This window comes from Bradyrhizobium centrosematis (assembly GCF_045571495.1).
Taxonomy (GTDB): Bacteria; Pseudomonadota; Alphaproteobacteria; order Rhizobiales; family Xanthobacteraceae; genus Bradyrhizobium; species Bradyrhizobium centrosematis.
This window is the reverse complement of the sequence record NZ_CP120703.1, coordinates 4,188,389-4,210,775: the sequence shown is the minus strand read 5'-3', so window position 1 is coordinate 4,210,775 and position 22,387 is coordinate 4,188,389. Positions and strand designations below refer to the sequence as shown.

Here is a 22,387-nt window from a genome sequence, read left to right as displayed (position 1 = left end):
ACCGCCCCTACGAACAGCCGGTCGTGCTGCCGCACGTATCGCACTTCATGCAGGTGCCATTCCGCACCAGCGTGAAGTTGCCGCACTCGCTGCACATCTCGCCCTCGTAGCCTTTGGCCTTGGCTTCGGCGCGGCGCTCGGCCTTGCTGGGGGCGGCGGTCGCGGCGCTGCCGGCCTTGCTCCACTGCAGCTGCTCGAGCTTCTCCGTGGGGGAGAGGTCGTGCTGGACGTCCTGCTTCAGGGCGACGGCGCCTTCGAGGGCATCGCCGACACGGGCTGAGGCACCGTGGGAGGCGAGCGCGGTGACCTTGTTGCCGCCGGAGGGCGCGCTGTCGTTGCCTTGCGCGACCGCGGTCGAGCCGCCGCGCATGACGACGAGGTTGTCGGTCCGCGAGCGGGTGAGGCCGCGCGAGACCAGGCGGGTGGCGTGGTGGCCGCCGTCCTCGTCCGGCTCCTTGCCTTCCTCGACGCCCTTGCCGAGCGCGTCAAAACCCGTCTCGTTGGGATCGACATGGGCGAGGTCGAAGCGCGACATATAGCTCACCGCGAGCTCGCGGAAGACGTAGTCGAGGATCGAGGTCGCATACTTGATGCTGTCGTTGCCCTGCACGGGGCCCGCCGGCTCGAAGCGGGTGAAGGTGAAGGCATCGACATATTCGTCGAGCGGCACGCCGTATTGCAGGCCCAGCGACACCGCGATGGCGAAGTTGTTGATGAAGGAGCGCAGCGCCGCGCCTTCCTTGTGCATGTCGATGAAGATCTCGCCGAGACGGCCGTCGTCATACTCGCCGGTCCGCAAGTAGACCTTGTGGCCGCCGACGACCGCCTTCTGGGTGTAGCCCTTGCGGCGATCCGGCATCTTCTCGCGCTCGCGCATCACGATGATGCGCTCGACCAGCTTCTCGACGACCTTCTCGGCCACCTGCGTGGTCCGCGCCGCCATCGGCTTCTCGTGCAGCAGCTCGACCGCATCGTCCTCGTCCTCATCGTCGCTGATGAGCTGCGAGTTGAGCGGCTGGCTGAGCTTGGAGCCGTCGCGATAGAGCGCGTTGGCCTTCAGCGCGAGCTTCCACGACAGCATGTAGGCGGACTTGCAGTCCTCCACCGTGGCGTCGTTCGGCATGTTGATGGTCTTGGAGATCGCACCCGAGATGAAGGGCTGCGCAGCGGCCATCATGCGGATGTGGCTCTCGACCGACAGATAGCGCTTGCCGATCTTGCCGCAGGGATTGGCGCAGTCGAACACCGGATAGTGCTCGGCCTTGAGGTGCGGGGCGCCTTCCACGGTCATCGCGCCGCAGATGTGGACGTTGGCCGCCTCGATCTCGCGCTTGGTGAAGCCGACGGCCTGGAGCAGATCGAAGCCCGGAGCCGCAATGGCTTCAGCGCCGATGCCCAGCTGGTCGCGGATGAAGTCTTCGCCAAAGGTCCACTTGTTGAAGGCGAACTTGATGTCGAAGGCGGTCGGCAGGGCCTTTTCGACCTTGGCGATGGCTTCATCCGTGAAGCCCTTGGCCTTCAGCGTGGTGACGTTGATGCCGGGGGCGTTGGCCAGCGAGCCGTGGCCGACGGCATAGGCCTCGATCTCGGCGATCTCGCTCTCGCGATAGCCGAGCGCGCGCAGCGCGGCGGGCACCGCACGGTTGATGATCTTGAAGTAGCCGCCGCCGGCGAGCTTCTTGAACTTCACCAGCGCGAAGTCGGGCTCGATGCCGGTGGTGTCGCAATCCATGACGAGGCCGATCGTGCCGGTCGGCGCGATCACCGTGGTCTGGGCGTTGCGATAGCCGTGCTGCTCGCCGAGCGCGAGCGCCGCATCCCAGGCCGCCTTGGCGTGGGTGACGAGGTCAGCCTGCGGGCACGAGGCGTGGTCGAGCGGCACCGGGTTGACCGAGAGCGCCTCGTAGCCACTGGCCTCGCCATGGGCGGCGCGGCGGTGGTTGCGGATCACGCGCAGCATGTGCGCCGCGTTCTTCTTGTAGCCCGGGAAGGTGCCGAGCTCGGCCGCCATCTCGGCCGAGGTCTTGTAGGTGATGCCGGTCATCACGGCGGTCAGCGCACCGCAGAGCGCGCGGCCTTCCTTGGAATCGTAGGAGAGGCCCATGGTCATCAGCAGGCCGCCGATATTGGCGTAGCCGAGGCCGAGCGTGCGGAACTCGTAGGAGAGCTCGGCGATCGCCTTCGACGGGAATTGCGCCATCATCACCGAGATTTCGAGCACGATGGTCCAGAGCTGGCAGAGGTGCTCAAAACCCCTGACGTCGAACTGCTTGGTCTCGGTGTTGTAGAACGTCAGCAGATTGGCGGAGGCGAGGTTGCACGCCGTGTCGTCCAGGAACATGTATTCCGAGCACGGATTGGACGCGCGGATGTCGCCGGACGCCTTGCAGGTGTGCCAGTCGTTCATCGTGGTGTTGAAGTGCAGGCCCGGATCGGCGGAGGCCCAGGCGGCGTAGCCGATCTTCTCCCAGAGGTCGCGCGCCTTCAGCGTCTTGGTCACCTTCTTGGAGGTGCGGGCGTTCAGATTCCAGTCGCCGTCGGTCTCGACCGCGCGCAGGAAGTCGTCCTTCAGCGAGACCGAGTTGTTGGAGTTCTGCCCGGAGACGGTGAGATAGGCTTCGCTGTCCCAGTCGGTGTCGTAGGTGTCGAACTGGATGTCCTTGTAGCCCTGCTTGGCGAACTGGATGACGCGCTTGATGTAATTGTCGGGCACCAGGCTGCGGCGCGCCAGCTTGATCTCGCGGCGGAGCGCCGGGTTCTTCTCGGGGTCGAAGCAATCATCGCCCGAGCCTTCGCAGTTGACGCAGGCCTTCAGCACCGCCTTGAGGTGCTTCTGGTTGATCTTGGAGCCGGTGACGAGGGCGGCGACCTTCTGCTCCTCCTTCACCTTCCAGTCGATATAGGTCTCGATGTCGGGGTGATCGACGTCGACGACGACCATCTTGGCGGCGCGGCGGGTGGTGCCGCCCGACTTGATCGCGCCGGCGGCGCGGTCGCCGATCTTGAGGAAGCTCATCAGGCCGGACGAGCGGCCGCCGCCGGAGAGCTTTTCGCCTTCGCCGCGCAGGCGCGAGAAGTTGGAGCCGGTGCCGGAGCCGTATTTGAACAGGCGCGCCTCGCGGACCCAGAGGTCCATGATGCCGCCCTCGTTGACGAGGTCGTCACCGACGCCCTGGATGAAGCAGGCGTGCGGCTGCGGGTGCTCGTAGGCCGACTTCGACTTGGTCAGCTTGCCGGTGAAGGGGTCGACGTAATAGTGGCCCTGGCCGGGGCCGTCGATGCCATAGGCCCAGTGCAGGCCGGTGTTGAACCATTGCGGCGAGTTCGGCGCGACCATCTGCATGGCGAGCATGTAGCGGAGCTCGTCGTAGAAGGCCTGGGCGTCCTCGTCGGTGGTGAAGTACTTGCCCTTCCAGCCCCAATAGGTCCAGCAGCCGGCGAGGCGGTCGAACACCTGCTTGGCCGAGAGCTCGCTGACATAGCGCTCCTTCTCAGGCAGCTCGGCGAGGGCCTCGGTGTCAGGCACGGAGCGCCACAGGAAGGAGGGGACGGATTCCTCCTCGACCTTCTTCAGGCGCGCGGCGACGCCGGCTTTGCGGAAGTATTTCTGGGCCAGCACGTCGGAGGCGACCTGCGACCACTCCGTGGGCACCTCGACATTGTCCAGCTTGAACACGACCGAGCCGTCGGGATTCCTGATCTCCGACGTGGTCAGCCGGAAGTCGATCCCGGCGTAAGGTGATTGTCCCGCAGTGGTGTGGCGCCGCTCAATCCGCATGGTCTTGCCCCGTCCTTATCTTTGACCGGTCCCGTCCCTCGTTGAGGACGTGCCGGGTCGACATTTCGTTTCGCGGCGCCCCTTGGCCCTGGGCCGGAAGGCACCGCAGTTCAGCCGGTGGACCCGGCCCTTGTTCTCCCGACGCGACGGCCCGGTGCATGCACCTGATCATCTCGCCGGCATGTCCACACCCATCCGCCCCCAAGGGGATGGGCCCGACATGCGTTCAACGCCCCACAACGTCACGACTTCTCTGACTTCACGCAGGTGTCACTTCGCACCGCCGTGAAGCCTGCCTTCCGAGCCTGTTGCCGGCCCGTTCTGGCGCCCGAAAAGTCCGCTTATCGCGGGCAGACAAGCCCTCATTCCGCGCCTTTGGCTGGCTGGCGGAGTGTCGATTTGCGAGACCCTTTGGGGGGAGTGCCGGCGGGACGCAAACTCACTCGCGCCGAACGGACCGAAAGCTAGGACTCTCCGTTGCGCCCGTCAAGAACTAGTGCGAGTTCCTGAATCAAATACTAAATATGGTGGATTGCGGGGGATAACAGGGGTCTTGGCCGCGCCTGTTGTGGAGGCAAGTATCAGTGAGTCCTCAGGGATTCCCAACTGAAAAAATTTGCATCCGGTGATGCTGCAGGTGCTTCATCCCGCTGTTCACAGGGCAGGTATATTTTTGAGCAACGGGATTGCGTCAGCAGGACTCACGTAGCCCTACGGAAGGTGAGGGCAGGCATGCCCGCCGAGGTGGTGGTGACAGCGGCGAATCCGGGCCAAGCTGAGCCCGATTTTGCCGGACTACCCACATGCTTGATTCGACTCGTCGGGATGCGCGAGCGCGCATCGCCCCGGCCGGCCTGATGTTCCTCGCGATCACCTCGATCGGCTGGGGTTTTAATTGGCCGGTGACGAAATTCCTGCTCGCCGAGCTGCCGCCGCTGACGCTCCGAGGCGTGACCGGAGTGCTGGGCGCAGTGCTGCTCGCGGCGCTGGCGCTGGTCCGCAGGCAGAGCCTGAAGGTGGGGCCGGGGATCTGGTCGCGCCTCGTCACCGCCGCCATGCTCAACGTCACCGGCTGGATGGTGCTGATGGGCCTCGCGCTGCTCTGGCTGCCGGCGAGCGAGGCGGCGCTGATCGCCTATACCATGCCGGTCTGGGCCTCGATCATCGCCTGGCCGGTGCTGGGCGAGCGGCCGACCGTGCTGCGCACGCTGGGGCTGGTGATGGCCTTTGCCGGCCTTGCCTCGATCATGGGCGGCAACGGCATTGCCGCCAGCGCCGAGAAGCTGCCGGGAATCATCATGGCGCTCGCGGGCGCGCTCGGCTTTGCCGTCGGCACGGTGTTCTCGAAGAAGTACCCGATCCATCTGCCGCCGATCACGGCCGCAGCCTGGCAGATCGGTATCGGCTGCCTGCCGATCTCGATCATCGGCCTCCTGGTCGAGACCTCGCATCTGGATAAGGTGACGCCGGTCGGCTGGTGGCTGCTGGTCTATTCGACCGTGGTGCAGTTCTGCATCGCCTATGTCAGCTGGTTCGCGGCGCTGGCGCGGCTGCCGGCCTCGGTCGCGGCGATCGGCACCATGGCGGTGCCCGTGATCGGCGTCGTCGCCTCCGCGCTCGCCCTTGACGAGCCGCTCGGGGCCGGGCAGATCGCCGGGCTGGTCTTCACGCTCGCGGCGGTGGGGCTGGCGACGCGCTAGGCTCTCGCGCCCAGCGCCTTTCGGATCATCTCGGCGAGCTGGTTGCGCCGATAGGGCTTGGTCAGCAGCAGCACGCCGTCATCGAGCTTGCCGTGATGGACGATGGCGTTGTCGGTATAGCCGGAGGTGTAGAGCACCCTCACACCCGGCCGGCGCTTGGCGACCTCGTCGGCGAGCTCGCGCCCGCTCATCCCGCCGGGCATGACGACATCGGTAAATAGCAGGTCGAACGGCTGGCCGGCGTCGATCAATTCCAGCGCGGCCTTGCCGTCGGGCGCTGCCACGGTCTTGTAGCCGAGGCTCTGCAGCTGCGCGGTGACGAAGTTGCGCACCAGGGCGTCATCCTCGACGACGAAGATGGTCTCGGCGCCGCCCTCGGCCTGCGGAGTGGCGGCGGCAGCGGCGTCCGTCGTGCCGTCGCCGGGCGGCAGATAGAGCTTGATCGTGGTGCCGTGGCCTTCCTCGCTGTAGATCTTGATGTGGCCGCCGGACTGCTTGACGAAGCCGTAGACCATGGAGAGGCCGAGGCCGCTGCCCTTGCCGATCTCCTTGGTGGTGAAGAAAGGCTCGAACGCCTTGAGCTGGACGTCGGGCGACATGCCGGTGCCGGTGTCGCTGACGGCGAGCATCACGTAGGGGCCGGCGACCACGTCCGCATTGGCCTGCGCGTAGGCTTCGTCGAGCACGACGCGGCGGGTCTCGAGCAGCAGCTTGCCGCCGTTCGGCATGGCGTCACGCGCGTTGATCGCCATGTTGAGCACGGCATTGGTAAGCCGGGACGGATCGATATGCGCGGTCATCGGCCCCTGTTCCAGCACGGTCTCGATCTGAATCTGTTCGCCGAGGGTGGGGCGCAACAGCTTTGCGATGTCCGCGATGGCACCGTTGATCTCCACGTTGCGCGGTTGCAGCGGCTGCCGCCGCGCAAACGCGAGCAGATGCTGGATCAGCTCGGCGCAGCGCTCGGCGGCGTCGTCGATCAGCCGCGCCACGCGCTGCAGCTCCGGCTGTTGCTTCAGGCTCTCCACCAAAGTCTCGGTGTTGCCGGAGATCACCGTCAGCATGTTGTTGAAGTCGTGCGCGACGCCGCCGGTCAGCTTGCCGATCGCGTCCAGCTTCTGCGACTGATACAGCTGCCGCTCGGTCTCCCGCGAGGTGGTCGCGTCGTGATAGACCAGCACCGCGCCGGAAATGTTGCCTTGCCCGTCCAGCATCGGCCGGCCGCTGACCATGAGATGCCGCGGAGGATTGCCGCTGTGGGGGCGGACGATCATCTCCAGATCCTCGAACGGCTCGCCGCGCAGCACGCGTGCTGAGGGCAGCTCGTCGGGTCCCATCGGCGTGACGCCGTCGCCGTGAAACACGTCCGAGAGCGCGCGCAGATTGCGCAGGTTCATGCCGGTGCGATGCAGCAGCATGCGCTCGGCGGCAGGATTGGACAGCAGGACATTGCCTTCGGCGTCGATGACCAGCACCGCCTCGGCCATGCTGTGGAACGTGCTCTGGAGCACGTTGACCGACAGGCGCAGCTCGTCATGCGCGTCCACCAGATGCTGCGTGCGCTCCGCCACCGCCTCCGCAAGCGCTTCCTTGGCGGCCGTGGTCTCCATCAGAGTGCTCTTGAGCGCGACCTCGGTGCGCCGGCTTTCGCGCATCACCATCACGACAAGCAGCAGGATCACGAGCGCGCCCGCGACATCGATGCCGAGCAGCACGATGCCGGTGCGGCGGGAATCCTGCGAACGAATGCTGAGCAGGCGCTCCTCGTCGGCGCTCAACCGGTCGAGATTGCCCATGACCGTGTCCATGAGGCCGCGGCCCTCGGCCTTGCCGTTGAGCGCGGCAATGCCGGCCTGGTCGTTGGCGGCGCGCAGGCGCATGGCTTCGGCGGCGATCTCGACCCGGCGCAGCGCCAGCGATTCGGTGCCCTCCAGCAGCGCGACCTGATCGGGATTGTCGCGCACGCTGCGCTTGAGCTCGCCGAGGGCCGGTGCGATCTGGGCATGCACAGCGTCGAACTCGGCGCTGAAGCCCGGGCTGCGGTACAGCTCGTAGCCGCGCGCGGCGCTCTCGGCGCGGCGCAGCAGCACGCGCAGATCGGAGATCTTCTTCTGCACCTGGATCGTATGATTAACCCACGCCGCATCGGACCGCGATTTGAAGTCGAGGGCGGTCGAGGCCGCAGTGATGATCAGGAGGATGGCAAGTCCAGCACCGAGAATGACGCGCTGCGTTGGAATCAAGGGGCTTCTTTCTTGTCCTTCGCCAGCGCGCTCTCGCTGCCGAGGCATTCCCGGATCGTGGTCAGCAAGGCTTCCGGCGTGAACGGCTTGCGCAGGCAGCGCGTTGCGCCGAGCTCCAGCGCCATGCGCAGGAAATCGGGAGAGGGCGAGGCGGACGAGGCGAAGGCGTAGCCAGACATCGCAATCAAAGGAGTCGCCGGCGCTCTCTCGTGAAAGATGCGAATGGACTCGAAGCCGCGCATATGCGGCATGAAGATGTCAACCAGCATCACGTCAAAGGCCTGCGCTTCGAGCGCAGCCAGTCCCGTTTCGCCACCGTCGGTCAGCGTGACGTCGAAGCCCTGACGTTGAAGGAGGACCTCGATGGTCGCGCCGACCATCGGATCGTCATCAACCACGAGAATACGCGGCATGACACTTCCCAGCAGATCGAAGTCCCCATTGTGATTGGTGATATCCGCGAATCGTGGGTCCGGTCAATTTTGGATTGGATCAGGGTAGATATGCACGGTGCGGTGAATACAGGTCCGTTTAGTTAGACTTTGTACGCATCGTCGCGAGCGCCGGCCACAAAGGGCGGCCTCGCTGAGGGGTATGATGCGCGAAGAAAGGCGCCGCGGGACTGCGACGCCTTTCTTGCAACCATGCGCGGATGGCTTACGGACAGGGATGCCGCTGGCCGTCATAACCGAGATAGGTGCCCGAAGCCGGGTCATACGATCTGTAGCGCTGCGCGCAATAGGCTGCGGAGTCGCCGCCGCTGTCGGGGACCACCGCCACTGACGGCTCGTCGTAGTAGTAGCTGTCGCCATAATAGTAGGGGTCATCGTAATAGCCGCCGCCGTAATAGGCGTACGAGCCGATGCCGCCGATCGCCGCTCCCGCCGCGAAGCCGGGCCAGAAGCCGCCGCCATGACGGTGCCAGTGGCGACCGCTCCAATTGCTTCCGCCTTGCCAGTTGCCTGCCGTTGCAACGCTGCGGTCACCGCTGACCGATGGCGCGAAGGCCGTACGGGGCGACGGGCTGGCTGTGAAATTGCCGCCGCTCGGCCGCGCTGCCGGGCCGGCTGCGAAATTGCCGCCGCCGCCCATCCGTGCTCCGCCACCGAAGCCGCCGCCGCCGCCCATGCGGGCGCCGCCACCGCCGCTGACCTGGGGGGTGCCGCTCACGCGGGCACCGGGCCCTTGCGCGAAGCTCGGTGAGGTCATGGGTACAACAAGCGCCAGCGCTGCGGCGGCACTCAAAACTCTCAGACTGTTCATGGTTTTAAACTCCTTTCCCGGAAGCCAAACCTCAAGGATGGGCTGGAGTTCCTGGGATCACGCCGGTTTGCGTGCGAATGGAAGCCTCTCCCACGTCTCCTGTACCCGCCATGAACGGATCACGTCCGATTTGCGGCAGCGCTGCACATTTCGGAGAGCATCGGCGCCCACGCCGAACTGGACATTTCACCGCCCGGATGGCATCAGGGCCCGACGAAGCAGGGCCCTTGCCGCATGAAACAGTTCTTCCTCAAGTTCTTCACCTGGTGGAATGGCCAGACCTTTGGCACCCAACTCTGGACCAAGCGGTACGGGGAGCTGGTCGGCCAGGACGAGCAGGGCAATCTCTACTATCGCACCCGCGGCGGGGCGGTCGATCCGACCCTCGGCTTCGAGCGGCGCTGGGTGGTCTATAACGGCTACGCCGAGGCGAGCCGGATTCCGCCATCATGGCACGGCTGGATTCATCATGTCGTCGATCTGCCGCCGACCGAGGCCAACTATCAGCCGCGTGAGTGGGAAAAGCCGCACCAGCCGAATCTCACCGGCACGGCAAAGGCCTATCGCCCCTCGGGATCGACCCTCGCCAGCGGCAAGCGTCCGAAGGCGACCGGCGACTATCAGCCCTGGACACCTGGCTAGGCTTCGAGCTCCCGCCGTTTTCATCCTTTAATTGGATGCGCCCGCATCCGCCGCCCGCCGCTGTGGACAACGGGAACAGCGGGGACGGCGCCCGCATGGCCGTTGCGCCAAAGCCAGCGATGCGGCTCAATGATCCCATCTTACGGAGATGGGAGACCATCGCGTTCGGTTCGGGCAACAGTTCGCGACTGTCCCGAAATGCAGCGGCTGCCGACAAAGGACTCGATCGGGAGATAGGCCCCCGGTCTGGAAGCTCCGAAATCGCCCGATGGAATGTGCAGCCATCGTAAGACAGGAAAGGCCGCTCGGGAAACCGAGCGGCCTTTTTCTGTTGGGCCGCGTTCGTTTCCCGGACGCGGTGCGGCGTGTAACGCTGCGCCGCTGAGCCGGGACCCATCTATCCAAGAGCACCCCTGTGGCGTGACTCCCGGCTCTGCGGAGCGTCACGCGCGCCGCATCGCGTCCAGGACGCGAGAGTGTCGGGACTAGGGCGCGGACTCATGAAGCGCCTATCGGGGCAATGTCCGCTTCTCCCCGATAGCAGCGCAAAAGCGGAGATTGCCCTGCCGGGGCGGGTCACAAGCTGACCTCCTTCAGTCCAATCGCTTAACTAGCGATGGCTAATCCGATCTGGCGGACCGCGCGACGGAGGCAGCTGACACAACCATCAGTGATCGTTATGCTGCACGCGTTTGTATCCAAGATGACGGGTGATTAACATGAAGTCGATTTTGAAAGCTGCCTTAGCACTTATTCTCTTCGCATCACCACTGACGGCTTTCGCGCAAACACAGCCGCCGGCGACTAAGTCATCGACTACGGCAAAGGCGAAGCCCAGAATGCATGACGGCTGTCACAGCCGCGCGGCTCAGATGTCTGGGAAGCCCTGCCGTTAGGACAATCTACGGGGTCGCTCGTCGGCGGCCCCGTTCCTTTCTACTGCCCTGCGAGTTGTCACGGGGAGAGACATGCAGCGATCTCTCAAAGGCATAACCGGACTCATGCGGTACAAAGACCCACTCGAAGATGCAGTTTATTCGTGAATTACACCACACGTCCGCAGGTTCTTTGCACTGCCGAGGGGGCCCCGCTCCGCAATAAGTGAACGAACCGACTTACTCCTTCGGCCTACTCAAAACCGGTGAACAATTTTGGAAGTTGGGCCACTTCTGGAAGTGGCTGGAAGCCCTTGTTTTTTCGAATTGGAGGGTTGTAGATGGCCGAGCCGCCGATCAAGATTACGCTTGAATCCGCGGAGTTCACCACCGATGTGACGCCCGGGATTCGATCACGGTTGCTAAGTTGCCTGCGTTCCGACCCCCAACACATCCTGCCAAAATACCGAGGCGGAAGGGACGGTAAGGAGGTTGAGGCAATTCAGCAGGCGCTCAAGAAGATCAACGCGACTTGGCCCGCTGAAATGAAGATGCCCGAGATCACCGACAAGGCGGGCGAATACGGACCAACGACGGTCGCCGCCGTGCGGAAGTACAAGGAAGTCAACGCCATCCAACGCACCGGGCAGCCGCTCGACGACATCGTCGGCCGCATGACGATCAGCCGTCTGGACGAAGAGTTGAAGAACCTGCGTTTGCGGCCGGTCCCCCCGCCCAAACCTCCGCCCCCCGGCCCCCTGCCGCCGGAGCCAGTCAATCGTCCCTTCGCGTTCTGTCGGCAGAACACCAAGATCTTCATCGATGGAACGGACGCGGTCAAACGCACAGTGCCCTTGAACCCTGTGGTTTACGTCAACGATACGCTGGCGACCTTCGACACTATCTGTGCCAATCCACTGGGCCGGAAGCTCGTCGAGTCGGTACGCGAGAACCTCGTCGTGAAGCCCTACTTGGAAACGGATGTGAATGCCCTGACTGACGGACGGGTCGCGTTCATACGCGGCTGGCATATTGAGTTCAGCCCAGATATTTTCGCGACGTCGGCAAGCCAAGCCGGCGCCAGGGCCGACGAGGTTCTGCTGCACGAGTTGATTCATTTTTGGGAGCATAACTTCCGCCAGTATGACAATGCAGCGGACGGTTCCCTGATTTTCGACGACGCGGATTTTCTTACCGTCAATGGAACCAATGTCTATTCGACGTCGATCGCCCGCTCCCCGCGAAAGGACCACAGGGGCTTCCAGGTTTTGCCTGGCCGTTACGCGACCGATGCGCGCGAGCATATGATCCTGTACCGCGAAAACTACGAGAAGGGGTTCGATAACAACCGCGAACTGTTCGGTTTCTTCAAGAACCAGGCCGCGAGCTTCAACCCGTTCGCATCGTTCACTCGCGACGTCTCAAAGACCGTGTTCATCGCCGAGGTCGCCACGCAGAACTGGAAGTGGCGTTTCGACCTGTTCAGCGATTCCACCGCGCGCTGGGTTGATACGAGAAACCCCGGACAATTCGGCGTCGGCGCATGGCGGCAGGACGGAGGAACGATCGTCATAGATTGGAAAGGCGGCGGCTTCGACCGATTCCCGGAGGCCGGTCCTGGGCAATTTGTGACCGGTGAGAACAAGACGGGCGGCGTCGTGCGCGATTCGCTCGTCGTCAAGCAATGACGGGCGAGAGTGGGATCAAAAACGCCGATTGTTCCCGTCCCCTCATTACCGGACACTGCCTCGCGGTTTGAATTGCGCGCGATGAACTCGCGCTGAAGGACATGACAGGCGCGGAAGGAGGATTGTTGTCGCTCCTCACCGCGCTTGTGCTTAGATTGCTCATTTGGACGGTTATGGCGAATGCCGGTCAAACCACGACGGTTCGGACCTTGGCGATTTAAATGTGTCGAGTTGGATCGGGCTCCGGCCGACTATGGCCCGGATGCGGCTGTCGGGCGGTGGAAGCTGATGCGTGCGATGCGGCGGATCATGAGCATGGCCGCGGCGGCGTAGAGGAATGCGGCGGATTTTATCGAGGCCTCGACGTCCTTGGTGAGGCGGCGGTTGCGATTGATCCCGGCGAGGAAAGGTTCGACGATCCACGTCGCGGCAACACGACGAAGCCGGATTGACCAGCGATTTTGCTGACGATCTCGATTCGTATCGACGCGGCGGCGGTGACGCGCTCATGATTGTAGCCACCATCGGCTCAGACCAAACTGACGAAGGGAAGAAGGCGGCGCGAGACCTGCAACAGGGGGCCGCCGACCAGGTGATCGAATAAAGCCCATTTCCGCGCCGAAAGTTGTAACAAAGACGCTTGCAACTCATTGCTTCGCCCAAGGTCCGCAGTGGGTCACAAGCGGCTGTTCTGCCTCAGGCCGGGCTATGTCCGGTTGACCCCAGCGAGCCGACCTACGGATAGACCGTGCGGTTTTCAGCAACGGGCCATAAGCGGGCTCATGCGATTTGGCGGCACTCAACTTTTGCAGCGGAACTCCGGTCACCACGCAAACGGCGCTGTCGCCTTGTCTCTGATTCGCCACACGAACTCCGGCATGAGATCGATGCGGGGGAATTGCGCCGGATACATCTGCTGCAGGACCGCGTTCAGCGGATATAGAATGAGAAAGGTGCTGCGCGTGCCGGCATAGTAGTAGTTGGCTTCGCCGGTCCTGGCCGGACTGACGCGGCCATCCACGAGCGGATGGTTCAAGAAGCGCTGCAGTGTCTTGATCGCTTCAACCAACGGATCGCCGTCGCGGCCGTTGCAATACTCATTCACGGTCATCTTGTCGATTGCCGCTCGCACTTCGGGCGCCGTCCCGTGAAATTTTCCGAGTTTGTAGAAGCACCACTTTACGAACAGCACGTCGTCGAACTTGTTCGCGCCGTTCTTGCCGACGGCTTGATCGACGTTCCAATAAAATAGCGGTCCTTTTGGTGATGACACGATCGCGGGTCGCATGGCCCCTCCTTGGCAGGCTGACATGCCATTCGATGATCGCAGCGCCTCATTACGAGCCTCTCGCCCCTCATCGTACTGTTTCCACTCGTCCGATTGAAGGCCCTGCGGAAATACATTGGGTCAAACGCGACCGGCCGGGCCAGTCACCCGTTAGCGACCGATGTCGCCGAACTGCAATATGTCGCGAGGGACCTCAACCCAACTCAGGTCCGCAATGGGGTCAAAAAGCGAAGAACTCAGGTTGAGCAAATCTGGTCCGCTCTGGCTCGACAGGCGGACCTCGGCCAGACCCGGCGCAACTCCGCAGATGGGCCATTTCCGGACCTCGGGGCGACGCACCGCATGCACGCAGGCAATTGGCGCTGAGCAGTTGGAACTGCTAAGCTGCATGGACTAGTGTGGGGAGCACATCATGACAGCGTTGAGCTTTGCGCGCGCGGCATTCCTCGCTTCGGTCTTTGTTGCATTTCTGGTCGAGAACGGTCAGGCGGCCGAGCTGCGCGTTCTGGCGGGCGGCGCGATGACCGCGGTGTGGGCGGAGGTGAAACCAAAGTTCGAGCAGGTCTCTGGACACAAGCTCGACATCTTCTTCGGCACCACGCCAAATTTGATCAAGGAGGCAACCTCGGGGAAGTCGTTTGACGTCGGCGTCGTGCCGGTCGAGGTGATGCAGGACGCAGCAGCACGTGCAAAGTTCGCCTCCGGCACGACATCCGATGTTGCGCGGGTCGGCCTCGGAGTTGCGGTGCGAGCTGGCGCTCCGAAGCCCGACATCGGCACAGCTGACGGATTTAAGGCTGCGCTGCTCAAAGCACAGTCGATCGCGACGCTACCGGCAAGCGCTGCAGGTGCGCAAGTGACGAAAGCATTCGAGCGACTTGGTGTCACCGAGGCAATCAAAGGCAAGGTTCAGGCAAAAGCGGCACCAGCCGAGATCGTTACGGCGGTTGCAAAGGGCGAAGCGGAGCTGGGCGTGTTCTTGCTCAATGTGCTCACCGCCCCTGGACTAGACGTCGTCGGCCCATTCCCTGCGGACCTGCAGCAAGAAGTCGTCTTTACGGGTGCTGTTGCCGCGGACACAAAGCAAGGAGATGCCGCAAAGGAGCTGCTAGGGTATCTCAAGTCGCCAGAAGCAAGCGCCATCATTAAAGCGAAGGGAATGACGCCAGGCTGAAAGCGTTGGACGTCTAGACCGCGGTGATCGCCGCAGCGCACGCTCTACGGCCGGCCCCTTTTGACGGAGCGGCCGTCTTTTTGATCTGCTCGTTGCATCGCGCTGCTCACCATTTTCGCCTATGGAAGCTCGATCTCGCTATGCTTTCGACAACATGGCAAGTGACCGAGAATTTCCGGTCTGGGTCATAAGCGGTAGTGTTCTGAATGAGGGCAACAATTCTGCCTCGCTATCAAGACCGGACATCCGCGAGTTTATGAGTGAAGGCGCTGGTTCACCCTTTCAGCCGCGCGCTTCACGGCCTCGAGCCGCCGCGCCTGGTTCTGCGCGCCACGCTCCCTCAGCAGGGCCATCACTTCGGCCGGGGCGGTGTCGGGCGAGCCGGAGTTGAACGGCGGGGCAGGGTTGTATTCCATCTGGAGCTGGATCGCTTCCGCCGTGGTGCGGTCGCGCAGGATCGACACCAGCGTCAGCGCGAAGTCGATACCTGCCGTGACGCCGCCACCGGTGATACGGTTGCGATCGATGCAGACGCGTGTCTTGGTCGGGATCGCGCCGAACTGGGTGAGCATCTCCATCGCGCTCCAATGCGTGGCGGCGCGGTAGCCTTTCAAGAGGCCGGCGGCGCCGAGCGCCAGTGACCCCGTGCAAACCGAGGTGACGTACTTCGCGCCTTCGGCCTGCTTGCGCAGGAAATCCAGCACGTCCGGGTCGTTGAGCAGATCGTTGGTGCCGCCGCCGCCGGGCACGCAGATCACGTCGAGCTGTGGGCAGTCCGCGAATGTCGTGGTCGGCGTCAACGTCATCACGGAGTCGCTCGGCACCGGCTCGATCCGCTTCCAGATCAGGTGCAGTTTTGCGTCGGGAAGCATGGCGAACACCTGCAGGGGCCCGGTGAAGTCGAGCTGGGTGACGCGCGGGAATACCAAGAGACCGATCTGGAGCGGCGCCGACATGAGAACCTCCAATGAAACGCTTGACGCCGGGACATTGGCATGATGCCTTTATGTCCAAAATGGCGTAATTCCCTCTCTTTCGGACATCCTGTCATGATTGGCATTTTGATCTTTCCGGATTTCCAGCTGCTCGATGCGGCCGGTCCCATCTCGGTATTCGAGGTCGCGGCGCGCTGCGCCGGCAAGCCGCTGCCGCTCCGCGTGCTGGCGCTGAACGCAGGGCCCGTGCGCAGCTCGTCGGGCGCAGAGATGATGGCGCGCGACTTCAAGTCGGCGAACGCGATCACGACGCTGGTCATCGCGGGCGGCACAGGCGTGACGGATGCGGCGCGCTGCGAGGCAACGCGCGCCTTCGTGCAACGGCTGGCTAAACGCGGCGTGCGGGTCGCGAGCGTCTGCTCGGGCGCCTACGTGCTGGCCGAGGCAGGATTGCTGGACGGACGCCGCGCCACCACGCATTGGGGACGCACACGGGATTTCGTCGCGCGCTATCCCAAGGTGAAGTTCGAGCCGGACCAGATCTTCACCCGCGACGGCAATGTGTGGACGTCGGCGGGCATCACGGCGGGTATCGACCTCGCGCTCGCGATGGTGACCGAAGATCACGGCGAGGAGATCGCGCAGCACGCCGCGCGTCACCTCGTACTGTATCATCGCCGCAGTGGCGGCCAGTCGCAGTTCTCCTCGCTGCTGGAATTGAAGGCGCCGAACGGCCGCTTCGGGCCGCTGCTGTCCTGGGCGCGGGAAAATCTCGACACCAGGCTGACCGTCGAAGACCTCGCCGATCGCGCCGGCATGAGCGCGCGGCACTTCGCGCGCGCCTTCGCCGCCGAGACCGGCGCCACCCCGTCCAAGGCGATCGAGCGGCTCCGGCTCGAGGTCGCACGCGAGCGCGTGCAGTCCTCGCGCGAGGCGATCGAGCTCGTCGCGGAGACGACGGGCTTCGGCGATCCCGAGCGCATGCGGCGCGCCTTCATCCGCGCCTTCGGCCAGCCGCCGCAGGCACTGCGGCGCGCGGCCCGGGCGGGGTAGGGCGAGCACTCGCAAGTCCAGTGTGCGTATGTCAACGTCATATCCGCTCCATCTCACGAGAGTTCACGGGCTGGAATGCTAAGCCCTGGCCTACGCAGATCAAATACATCCCGTTCTGGTCCGATCTTGTCGAGCGCTTCGCGCAGGACAGAAACACCTCATAATCCATCAATGCTGTAATGGTCGGTCAGCCCGGCTTTGGTGCCGCCGCTTCGCTCGACATATCCGCGCGCGCCGTCAGCCGCCGCGCGATCGGCATCAGCAGGTACGGCGCAAGGTGGATCGGAAACTGCGTCATCGCAAAATAGAGCCAGGTGGTGGGCGGCAGCGCGCCGGCCGTTGCCGCCAGCATCAGGCCCAGATTGCGCTGTGACACCATCAGCCCGAGCGCCAGCGCGCGCTCGGTGCCGATGCGGCGGAACAGCAGCGTGGTGATCGCGAGCAGCGTGAAATAGATCGCAAAGGACAGGGCTGCGAGGCTGATGGTGAAGAGCGGCTGGGCGAGGAGGTCGCTGACGACATCGCCCATGATCGCCGCAGCGAAGACGAAGAGGATGATGATGTTGAAACCGTCGATCGGCGCCTTGTGACGCTGGATCGCCGCGGCGCCGAAGATCCAGCGGATGACTGTGGCGGCCAGCAGCGATGTTGCGAGAATGCCGAGCAGTTTCAGGCCCAGCGTCAGCGGCGTGACGCTGAGCATGTCGCCGAGGAAAAGGCCCGCGAACAGCGAGGCAGTGAACGGCACCAGCGCGGTCGAGGTCACCAGCGTGATCAGCACGAGCGTGGCGTCGAGACCCATCAGCGCGGCCAGCGCCGGGGAGGCCATCATCGGCGAGGCCATGCTCTGGAGCATCAATGCGAGCGAAAGCCCGGGCGCGCGCGCCGTGAGCCCGGTTGCGTGCGCGATCACTCCCATGATCAGCGGCACGCCGATCGTGGTCCAGGCCGTGGCTGTTGCAACCAGCGCCGGGCGGCGCAGATGGCTGTAGAGGGCGGCCAGATCGACCCGCATGAAGGAGATGCAGAGCAGGCAGAGGATCGCCTCGGTGAGATAGGGGCGCAGCACTGCGCCGAGCGGCGGCACCGCGGCTGCGATGAACACGACAGCGGCCACCGCGCGGGTGCCCTGGCTGCCGAGCCAGGTCAGGACACGCAGCGGAATCGTGCAGATGGTTCGAAGATCAGAAGCCATGCGGAACGGCGTGTCAGCCCAGCCCCTTCAGCCACGCGCCGATCTCGCCGACCGCGACATTGGCCTGTCGCAACAGCTTGCCCATGGTGAAGAAGCCGTGGAATTGGCCGGGATAGTGCTTGTAGGCCACGGGCACGCCGGCCTGCTTCAGGCGCGCGGCATATTCATTGCCTTCGTCGCGCAGCGGATCGGCGCCGGCGGTCAGCACATAGGCGGGCGGCAGGCCCGCAAGGTCTTGCGCGCGCGCAGGCGAGGCACGCCAGTCGTGGATGTCGGCGGCGCCGTTCAGGTAATGGTCGCGGAACCAGCGGATCACCGAATGCGTCAGCAGCACGCTGGTGTCGGGCTCGCTATGGGAGCTGTGGGTCATGGCGAAATCGGTCGCCGGATAGATCAGCACCTGGCCCGCGAGGGCCGGGCCGCCGGCATCACGCGCGGCGAGCGCGACGACGGCGGCGAGATTGCCGCCGGCACTGTCGCCGCCGATCGCAAGACGCGCGGCATCGATGCCGAGCTCGCGCGCGTTGGCGGCGACCCATCTGGTTGCGGCGATGGCATCATCGGCGGCGGCGGGAAATTTGTGCTCCGGCGCGAGACGGTAGTCGACCGAGATCACGATCAGCGCAGCTTCGACCGCGAGCTGGCGACAGACGACATCGTGGGAGTCGAGATCGCCGATCACCCAGCCACCGCCATGGAAGAACACCAGCGCCGGCGACAGGCCCTCATGCCGGCGCGGCTCCTTGGGAACATAGAGGCGGGCGAGAATCGCGCCGTGGGGCGCCGGGATCGCGAGCTGTGCGACGCGGGCAAGCTCCGGCGCGTCGGGATTGGTGGCAAAGCGCGCCTGCGAATAATAGGCGCGGGCTTCGTCTGCGGTCAGGGTCTCGTAGGCGGGGCGACCGGCCTCCTGGAAGGCCTTGTAGACGGCGGCGGCGTCGGGATCGAGCACAACGGGCATGGGCGGCCTCGGGGTGTTTCCGGTTGAGGGGTGGATGTCGTTTTCGGAAGGCGATGCCCGCCTCGCGCCCCCCAAGGAGGGGTGCTCGACTATCCCATTCGGGAGCCGGTCTGGCCAGATCGGGCCGGGAAGGGCAGGGATGCCGCCCTTCCCCCGCCGTATTCGCCGTGTTAACCCGATGGCCTGCGAGCGGCGGTAACCCCCTGTAAAATGTCCAACAAGCCCGATTCGCTGTTGAAGCCGCGCGAGATGTTTCGAACCATTCCTCTGACAGGTCTTGCGGCGCTTCTGGCCGCCACCGCACTGACGGTTGCGACGCCGGCTCAGGCGCAGATCGGCACGATCTTCTCCGATCCGCCGCCGCTGCGGCCGCCCGGGAACATTCCCCGCGGCCAACCGCAGCCGCAGCAGATCCCCGATGACGACGAAGAGGTGCCGGAGCTGCCGCCACAGGGCCGCGTGCTGCCGTCGCGCCCGCTGCCGCCGCCGCCGGGGCGGCAGGGGAACGTGATGCCGGGGCCGGTCGAGAGCCAGCCGCTGGCGCCGCCGCCGGGCTCCACCGTCGCGCCGCCGAACCAGCCGCCATCCGCCGCCATCGCGCCGCCCGGTCCGCAGGGCGCGCCCGGTCGTCAGCCGCAGCAGAAGGGCGCTCCGGGCGCCGTGCCGCAGACGCCCGCAAGCCTGCAGCCGGGCGACGAGGTCGTGACCGAACCGCCGGCGCAGAAGATCGTGAACAAGAAGGCGACCTTCTCCGGGCTCGACAAGATCACCGGGCGTATCATCAATTTCGACGAGGAGATCGGCGAAACCGTCCAGTTCGGCGCGCTCAGGGTCAAGACCGACGCCTGCTACACGCGGCCGGCAACAGAGGCGGCCAATACCGACGCCTTCGTCGAGGTCGACGAGATCACCCTGCAAGGCGAGGTGAAGCGCATCTTCTCGGGCTGGATGTACGCGGCAAGCCCGGGCCTGCACGGCGTCGAGCACCCGATCTACGACATCTGGCTCACCGACTGCAAAGAGCCGCAGCAGGCCATTGCAACCGCTGCGCCGGATCCCGCGACCAAGCCCGCGCCTCCGCCGCCGCCCGCGCAGAAGAAGGCGGCGCCCAAGCAGGTGCAGCAGCGTCCGCCGCAGCCCCTGCCGCCGATCCAGCAGCAGCAACCGGCACCGCCGCCGCCTCCGCCGCCCGAGCAGCGGCCGGGCCTGTTCGGCATCCCCGGGTTTGGCCGCTAGAGCCTCGCCGAGCTCTACACCTCTCCCTACGGGAGAGGTGAATGACCGCGGCAGTCCAGGTCCCCCACTATTGTCGCGAGGCGATGATCTCGAGCGCGCGTGCGCCCGGGATCGCTTCGCCGGCGGAGAGCTTCAGGAAATCGCCGGGCGCGCCGGCGAGCGCCTTGTCGAGCAGCGCGGTGTAGCGCCGCCGCGGGATCTCGACTGCGCCGAAGCTCTTCAGATGTTCGGTGACATATTGCGTGTCGAGCAGCTCGAAGCCGCCGTAAATGAGCCGCGCGACCAGATGCACCAGCGCGACCTTCGAGGCATCGCGCGCGGTGTGGAACATGCTCTCGCCGAAGAAGGCGCGTCCCAGGCTGACGCCGTACAGCCCGCCGACGAGATCCTCGCCCTGCCAGGCCTCGACGCTGTGGCAATGGCCGAGCTGATGCAGGCCGCCATAGAGGTCGCGGATGCGCTTGTTGATCCAGGTGTCCTCGCGTCCGGCCTGCGGCGCCGCGCAGCCGGCGATCGTCGCCTTGAACGCGGTGTTGACGGTCACGCGAAACGCATCCGAGCGCACGGTGCGCGCAAGGCGCGAGGCGACGCGGAATCCGTCGAGCGGGATGACGCCGCGCATTTCCGGCTCAACCCAGAACAGGGTCGGATCGTCGGCACTTTCCGCCATCGGGAAGATGCCGCAGGCATAGGCGCGCAGCAGGACGGCCGGGGTGATTTCAGACGGAGCGGAGTCGCGTGAAGTCATGGTCCGCGACCATAGCAGGATCGCGGCGCGGTTGCGATGGGGGCCGCTCGGCGCGGCTCAGCCCGCGGCGGCGGTGCTGGTCTTGCCGGGAACTGCGGGCGTGCGACTGAACTTCAGCACGATCCGGGTTCCGGAATGCGCGGGATCGCGCTCGACCGAGGCGTCGAGCTTGGCGGCCATGGCCGCGACGATGCGCTGGCCCATGCCGGTGGAGCGCGGATCGGCCTTGACGTTGTCGCCGACGCCATCGTCGGTGATCGACAGCAGGAGATCGTCGCCTTGCGAGGTCAGCTCGACATGGATCGGGCCGGCGCCGTCGGGATAGGCGTATTTCACCGCATTCATCACCAGCTCGTTGACGATGATGCCGACGGCAACCGCGCGGTCCGGATCGATCTCGATCGGCTCGGCCTTCAGCGTCAGGCGCGACATCCGGTTGCCTTCGGCCGAGCGGCGAAGATCCTCGAGCAGCGAGTCCAGATATTGGTTCAGGACCACGCTCTTCAGGTCCTGCGAGGTGTAGAGGCGGCGGTGCACCTGCGCGACCGCCGCGACGCGGCCCATCGCATTGGTGAGCGCCGCCTTGACCTCGTCCTGCGCGGCGGAGCTTGCCTGGAGGTGGAGCAGAGAGGCGATGATCTGGAGCGAGTTGCCGACGCGGTGGTTGACTTCGCGCAGCAGCAGCTCGCGTTCGGCGGCAAGGGCTGCGTAGCGGTCGCGCGAGGCATGGATCTCGGCTTCGGCTTCCTCGCGCGCCTTCTGCAATTCGGCCTGGCGCAGCGCGCCCTCGGTCGCGACATGGAGCAGGGGGATGAAATCGCCGGTGACGTCCTTGACGAGATAATCGGCCGCGCCGGCCTTCAGCGCGGTGACGGCGATGTTGGAATCCTGCGACGCGGTGACGAACACGACCGGCGGCGCGTCCGGGATCGCCATGATCTGCTCGAGGGTCTCCAGCCCGTCGAGGCCGGGCATGTACTGGTCGAGCGCCACGACGTCGATGGCACCATCGCCTTGGGCACCCGCGCGGCGGATGCGCTCCAGGCCTTCCTCGCCGCTGGCGGCATGGATGACCCTGTAGCCGCGCCGCGTCAGGCCGCGTTCGACCAGGCGCGCCAGCGCACCGTCATCGTCGATGTAGAGCAGTGTTGGCGTGCGCTGGTTCATGGGGCGGCGGGCGGGACCTGGATGACCGAGAAGAACAAGCCGAGCTGCCGGATGGCATTGGCGAAATTCTCGTAGTTGACGGGCTTGGTGATGTAGACGTTGCAGCCGAGCTCGTAGCAGCGCTTGATTTCCTGGGAGTCGTCGGTGGTGGTCAGCACCACCACGGGCGAGGCCTTCAGGTATTTGTTCTCCTTGATCTGTCTCAGGATGTCGATCCCGGTCATATCGGGGAGGTTGAGGTCGAGCAGGATCAGCAGCGCGTTGCCTTTCTGCACGAACCCGGAGCCGTCGGCGCCGAACAAATGCCGCATCGCGTCCGTGCCATTGGCGAACGAGACGATCTCGTTGTTGACCCCGGAGCGGCGGATGTTGCGCTCGATCAGGCGGGCGTGGCCCTCGTCGTCCTCGATCATGATGATGGTGACTGGCTGGGTCATCGAT

The 22,387-nt window shown here is 64.8% G+C and carries 18 protein-coding genes; 7 read left to right on the top strand and 11 right to left on the bottom strand.

Going from position 1 to position 22,387, the window contains the following annotated elements; translation table 11 throughout:
* Positions 1-7: 7 nt before the first annotated feature.
* A complete protein-coding gene (locus tag P6U31_RS20245) occupies positions 8-3,778 on the bottom strand; it encodes a vitamin B12-dependent ribonucleotide reductase (protein ID WP_407183436.1) in 3,771 nt (1,256 codons plus the stop codon).
* An 803-nt stretch (positions 3,779-4,581) separates the two neighbouring features.
* Here P6U31_RS20245 and P6U31_RS20240 point away from each other — a divergent pair.
* Positions 4,582-5,478 carry a DMT family transporter gene (locus P6U31_RS20240; RefSeq protein WP_407183435.1) on the top strand — a complete coding sequence of 299 codons (897 nt, stop codon included), beginning with the start codon at positions 4,582-4,584 and terminating at the stop codon, positions 5,476-5,478.
* On the opposite strand, the gene P6U31_RS20235 is transcribed toward P6U31_RS20240, so the two are convergent.
* The 3 genes from P6U31_RS20235 to P6U31_RS20225 all read right to left on the bottom strand — a co-directional run bounded on the left by P6U31_RS20235 (position 5,475) and on the right by P6U31_RS20225 (position 8,984).
* Positions 5,475-7,721 (bottom strand): CHASE3 domain-containing protein, encoded by a 2,247-nt coding sequence (locus tag P6U31_RS20235; RefSeq protein ID WP_407183434.1) that lies wholly within the window; start codon positions 7,719-7,721, stop codon positions 5,475-5,477. The genes P6U31_RS20240 and P6U31_RS20235 overlap by 4 nt on opposite strands.
* On the bottom strand, positions 7,718-8,134 hold the full coding sequence (locus P6U31_RS20230) for a response regulator (RefSeq protein ID WP_407183433.1): 417 nt from the start codon (positions 8,132-8,134) through the stop codon (positions 7,718-7,720). The genes P6U31_RS20235 and P6U31_RS20230 overlap by 4 nt, the downstream gene beginning before the upstream one ends.
* 244 nt (positions 8,135-8,378) lie before the next feature.
* A complete protein-coding gene (locus P6U31_RS20225; RefSeq protein WP_407183432.1) occupies positions 8,379-8,984 on the bottom strand; it encodes a BA14K family protein in 606 nt (201 codons plus the stop codon).
* 234 nt (positions 8,985-9,218) lie between these two features.
* Here P6U31_RS20225 and P6U31_RS20220 point away from each other — a divergent pair, with 234 nt between their 5' ends.
* The 3 genes from P6U31_RS20220 to P6U31_RS20210 all read left to right on the top strand — a co-directional run bounded on the left by P6U31_RS20220 (position 9,219) and on the right by P6U31_RS20210 (position 12,793).
* A complete protein-coding gene (locus tag P6U31_RS20220) occupies positions 9,219-9,626 on the top strand; it encodes an NADH:ubiquinone oxidoreductase subunit NDUFA12 (protein ID WP_128925443.1) in 408 nt (135 codons plus the stop codon).
* A 1,216-nt stretch (positions 9,627-10,842) separates the two neighbouring features.
* The gene (locus P6U31_RS20215) at positions 10,843-12,189 is read left to right on the top strand and encodes a peptidoglycan-binding protein (protein ID WP_407183431.1); all 1,347 of its coding nucleotides are present in this window, start codon (positions 10,843-10,845) and stop codon (positions 12,187-12,189) included.
* 448 nt (positions 12,190-12,637) lie between these two features.
* Positions 12,638-12,793, top strand: a complete 156-nt coding sequence (locus P6U31_RS20210; protein WP_407183430.1) for a hypothetical protein — start codon at positions 12,638-12,640, stop codon at positions 12,791-12,793.
* A 219-nt stretch (positions 12,794-13,012) separates the two neighbouring features.
* On the opposite strand, the gene P6U31_RS20205 is transcribed toward P6U31_RS20210, so the two are convergent.
* Positions 13,013-13,477 carry a hypothetical protein gene (locus P6U31_RS20205; protein WP_407183429.1) on the bottom strand — a complete coding sequence of 155 codons (465 nt, stop codon included), beginning with the start codon at positions 13,475-13,477 and terminating at the stop codon, positions 13,013-13,015.
* 412 nt (positions 13,478-13,889) lie between these two features.
* On the opposite strand from P6U31_RS20205, the gene P6U31_RS20200 reads away from it, so the two are divergent.
* Positions 13,890-14,651, top strand: coding sequence for a molybdate ABC transporter substrate-binding protein (locus P6U31_RS20200; protein WP_407183428.1), 762 nt, complete (start codon positions 13,890-13,892; stop codon positions 14,649-14,651).
* A 254-nt stretch (positions 14,652-14,905) separates the two neighbouring features.
* On the opposite strand, the gene P6U31_RS20195 is transcribed toward P6U31_RS20200, so the two are convergent.
* A complete protein-coding gene (locus P6U31_RS20195) occupies positions 14,906-15,607 on the bottom strand; it encodes a DJ-1/PfpI family protein (protein WP_407183426.1) in 702 nt (233 codons plus the stop codon).
* 93 nt (positions 15,608-15,700) lie between these two features.
* On the opposite strand from P6U31_RS20195, the gene P6U31_RS20190 reads away from it, so the two are divergent.
* Complete coding sequence (locus P6U31_RS20190) at positions 15,701-16,639, top strand: GlxA family transcriptional regulator (protein WP_407183425.1); 939 nt, start codon at positions 15,701-15,703, stop codon at positions 16,637-16,639.
* 187 nt (positions 16,640-16,826) lie between these two features.
* Here P6U31_RS20190 and P6U31_RS20185 read toward each other — a convergent pair whose 3' ends face one another.
* On the bottom strand, positions 16,827-17,834 hold the full coding sequence (locus tag P6U31_RS20185; RefSeq protein WP_407183424.1) for a Na+-dependent transporter: 1,008 nt from the start codon (positions 17,832-17,834) through the stop codon (positions 16,827-16,829).
* Positions 17,835-17,847: 13 nt separating this feature from the next.
* Positions 17,848-18,795 (bottom strand): alpha/beta hydrolase, encoded by a 948-nt coding sequence (locus P6U31_RS20180; protein ID WP_407183423.1) that lies wholly within the window; start codon positions 18,793-18,795, stop codon positions 17,848-17,850.
* A gap of 210 nt (positions 18,796-19,005) precedes the next feature.
* Here P6U31_RS20180 and P6U31_RS20175 point away from each other — a divergent pair, with 210 nt between their 5' ends.
* Positions 19,006-20,031 carry a DUF2155 domain-containing protein gene (locus P6U31_RS20175; protein WP_407183422.1) on the top strand — a complete coding sequence of 342 codons (1,026 nt, stop codon included), beginning with the start codon at positions 19,006-19,008 and terminating at the stop codon, positions 20,029-20,031.
* 67 nt (positions 20,032-20,098) lie between these two features.
* Here P6U31_RS20175 and aat read toward each other — a convergent pair whose 3' ends face one another.
* Genes aat through P6U31_RS20160 form a run of 3 tightly spaced genes read right to left on the bottom strand, consistent with a single transcriptional unit; the run spans position 20,099 to position 22,383 of the window.
* Positions 20,099-20,779 carry a leucyl/phenylalanyl-tRNA--protein transferase gene (aat, locus tag P6U31_RS20170; RefSeq protein ID WP_407183421.1) on the bottom strand — a complete coding sequence of 227 codons (681 nt, stop codon included), beginning with the start codon at positions 20,777-20,779 and terminating at the stop codon, positions 20,099-20,101.
* A gap of 57 nt (positions 20,780-20,836) precedes the next feature.
* Positions 20,837-21,946: a sensor histidine kinase gene (locus P6U31_RS20165; RefSeq protein WP_407183420.1), complete on the bottom strand. Its 1,110-nt coding sequence runs from the start codon at positions 21,944-21,946 to the stop codon at positions 20,837-20,839.
* Positions 21,943-22,383 (bottom strand): response regulator, encoded by a 441-nt coding sequence (locus P6U31_RS20160; protein WP_407183418.1) that lies wholly within the window; start codon positions 22,381-22,383, stop codon positions 21,943-21,945. The genes P6U31_RS20165 and P6U31_RS20160 overlap by 4 nt, the downstream gene beginning before the upstream one ends.
* Between the last annotated feature and the right edge of the window lie 4 nt (positions 22,384-22,387).

Coding starts and splice junctions, on each gene's coding strand:
- P6U31_RS20245 (WP_407183436.1), bottom strand. CDS start 3,778: ATGCGGATTGAGCGGCGCCACACCACTGCGGGACAATCACCTTACGCC.
- P6U31_RS20175 (WP_407183422.1), top strand. CDS start 19,006: ATGTCCAACAAGCCCGATTCGCTGTTGAAGCCGCGCGAGATGTTTCGA.
- P6U31_RS20230 (WP_407183433.1), bottom strand. CDS start 8,134: ATGCCGCGTATTCTCGTGGTTGATGACGATCCGATGGTCGGCGCGACC.
- P6U31_RS20220 (WP_128925443.1), top strand. CDS start 9,219: ATGAAACAGTTCTTCCTCAAGTTCTTCACCTGGTGGAATGGCCAGACC.
- P6U31_RS20205 (WP_407183429.1), bottom strand. CDS start 13,477: ATGCGACCCGCGATCGTGTCATCACCAAAAGGACCGCTATTTTATTGG.
- P6U31_RS20180 (WP_407183423.1), bottom strand. CDS start 18,795: ATGCCCGTTGTGCTCGATCCCGACGCCGCCGCCGTCTACAAGGCCTTC.
- P6U31_RS20185 (WP_407183424.1), bottom strand. CDS start 17,834: ATGGCTTCTGATCTTCGAACCATCTGCACGATTCCGCTGCGTGTCCTG.
- aat (WP_407183421.1), bottom strand. CDS start 20,779: ATGACTTCACGCGACTCCGCTCCGTCTGAAATCACCCCGGCCGTCCTG.
- P6U31_RS20195 (WP_407183426.1), bottom strand. CDS start 15,607: ATGTCGGCGCCGCTCCAGATCGGTCTCTTGGTATTCCCGCGCGTCACC.
- P6U31_RS20225 (WP_407183432.1), bottom strand. CDS start 8,984: ATGAACAGTCTGAGAGTTTTGAGTGCCGCCGCAGCGCTGGCGCTTGTT.
- P6U31_RS20200 (WP_407183428.1), top strand. CDS start 13,890: ATGACAGCGTTGAGCTTTGCGCGCGCGGCATTCCTCGCTTCGGTCTTT.
- P6U31_RS20215 (WP_407183431.1), top strand. CDS start 10,843: ATGGCCGAGCCGCCGATCAAGATTACGCTTGAATCCGCGGAGTTCACC.
- P6U31_RS20165 (WP_407183420.1), bottom strand. CDS start 21,946: ATGAACCAGCGCACGCCAACACTGCTCTACATCGACGATGACGGTGCG.
- P6U31_RS20160 (WP_407183418.1), bottom strand. CDS start 22,383: ATGACCCAGCCAGTCACCATCATCATGATCGAGGACGACGAGGGCCAC.
- P6U31_RS20190 (WP_407183425.1), top strand. CDS start 15,701: ATGATTGGCATTTTGATCTTTCCGGATTTCCAGCTGCTCGATGCGGCC.
- P6U31_RS20240 (WP_407183435.1), top strand. CDS start 4,582: ATGCTTGATTCGACTCGTCGGGATGCGCGAGCGCGCATCGCCCCGGCC.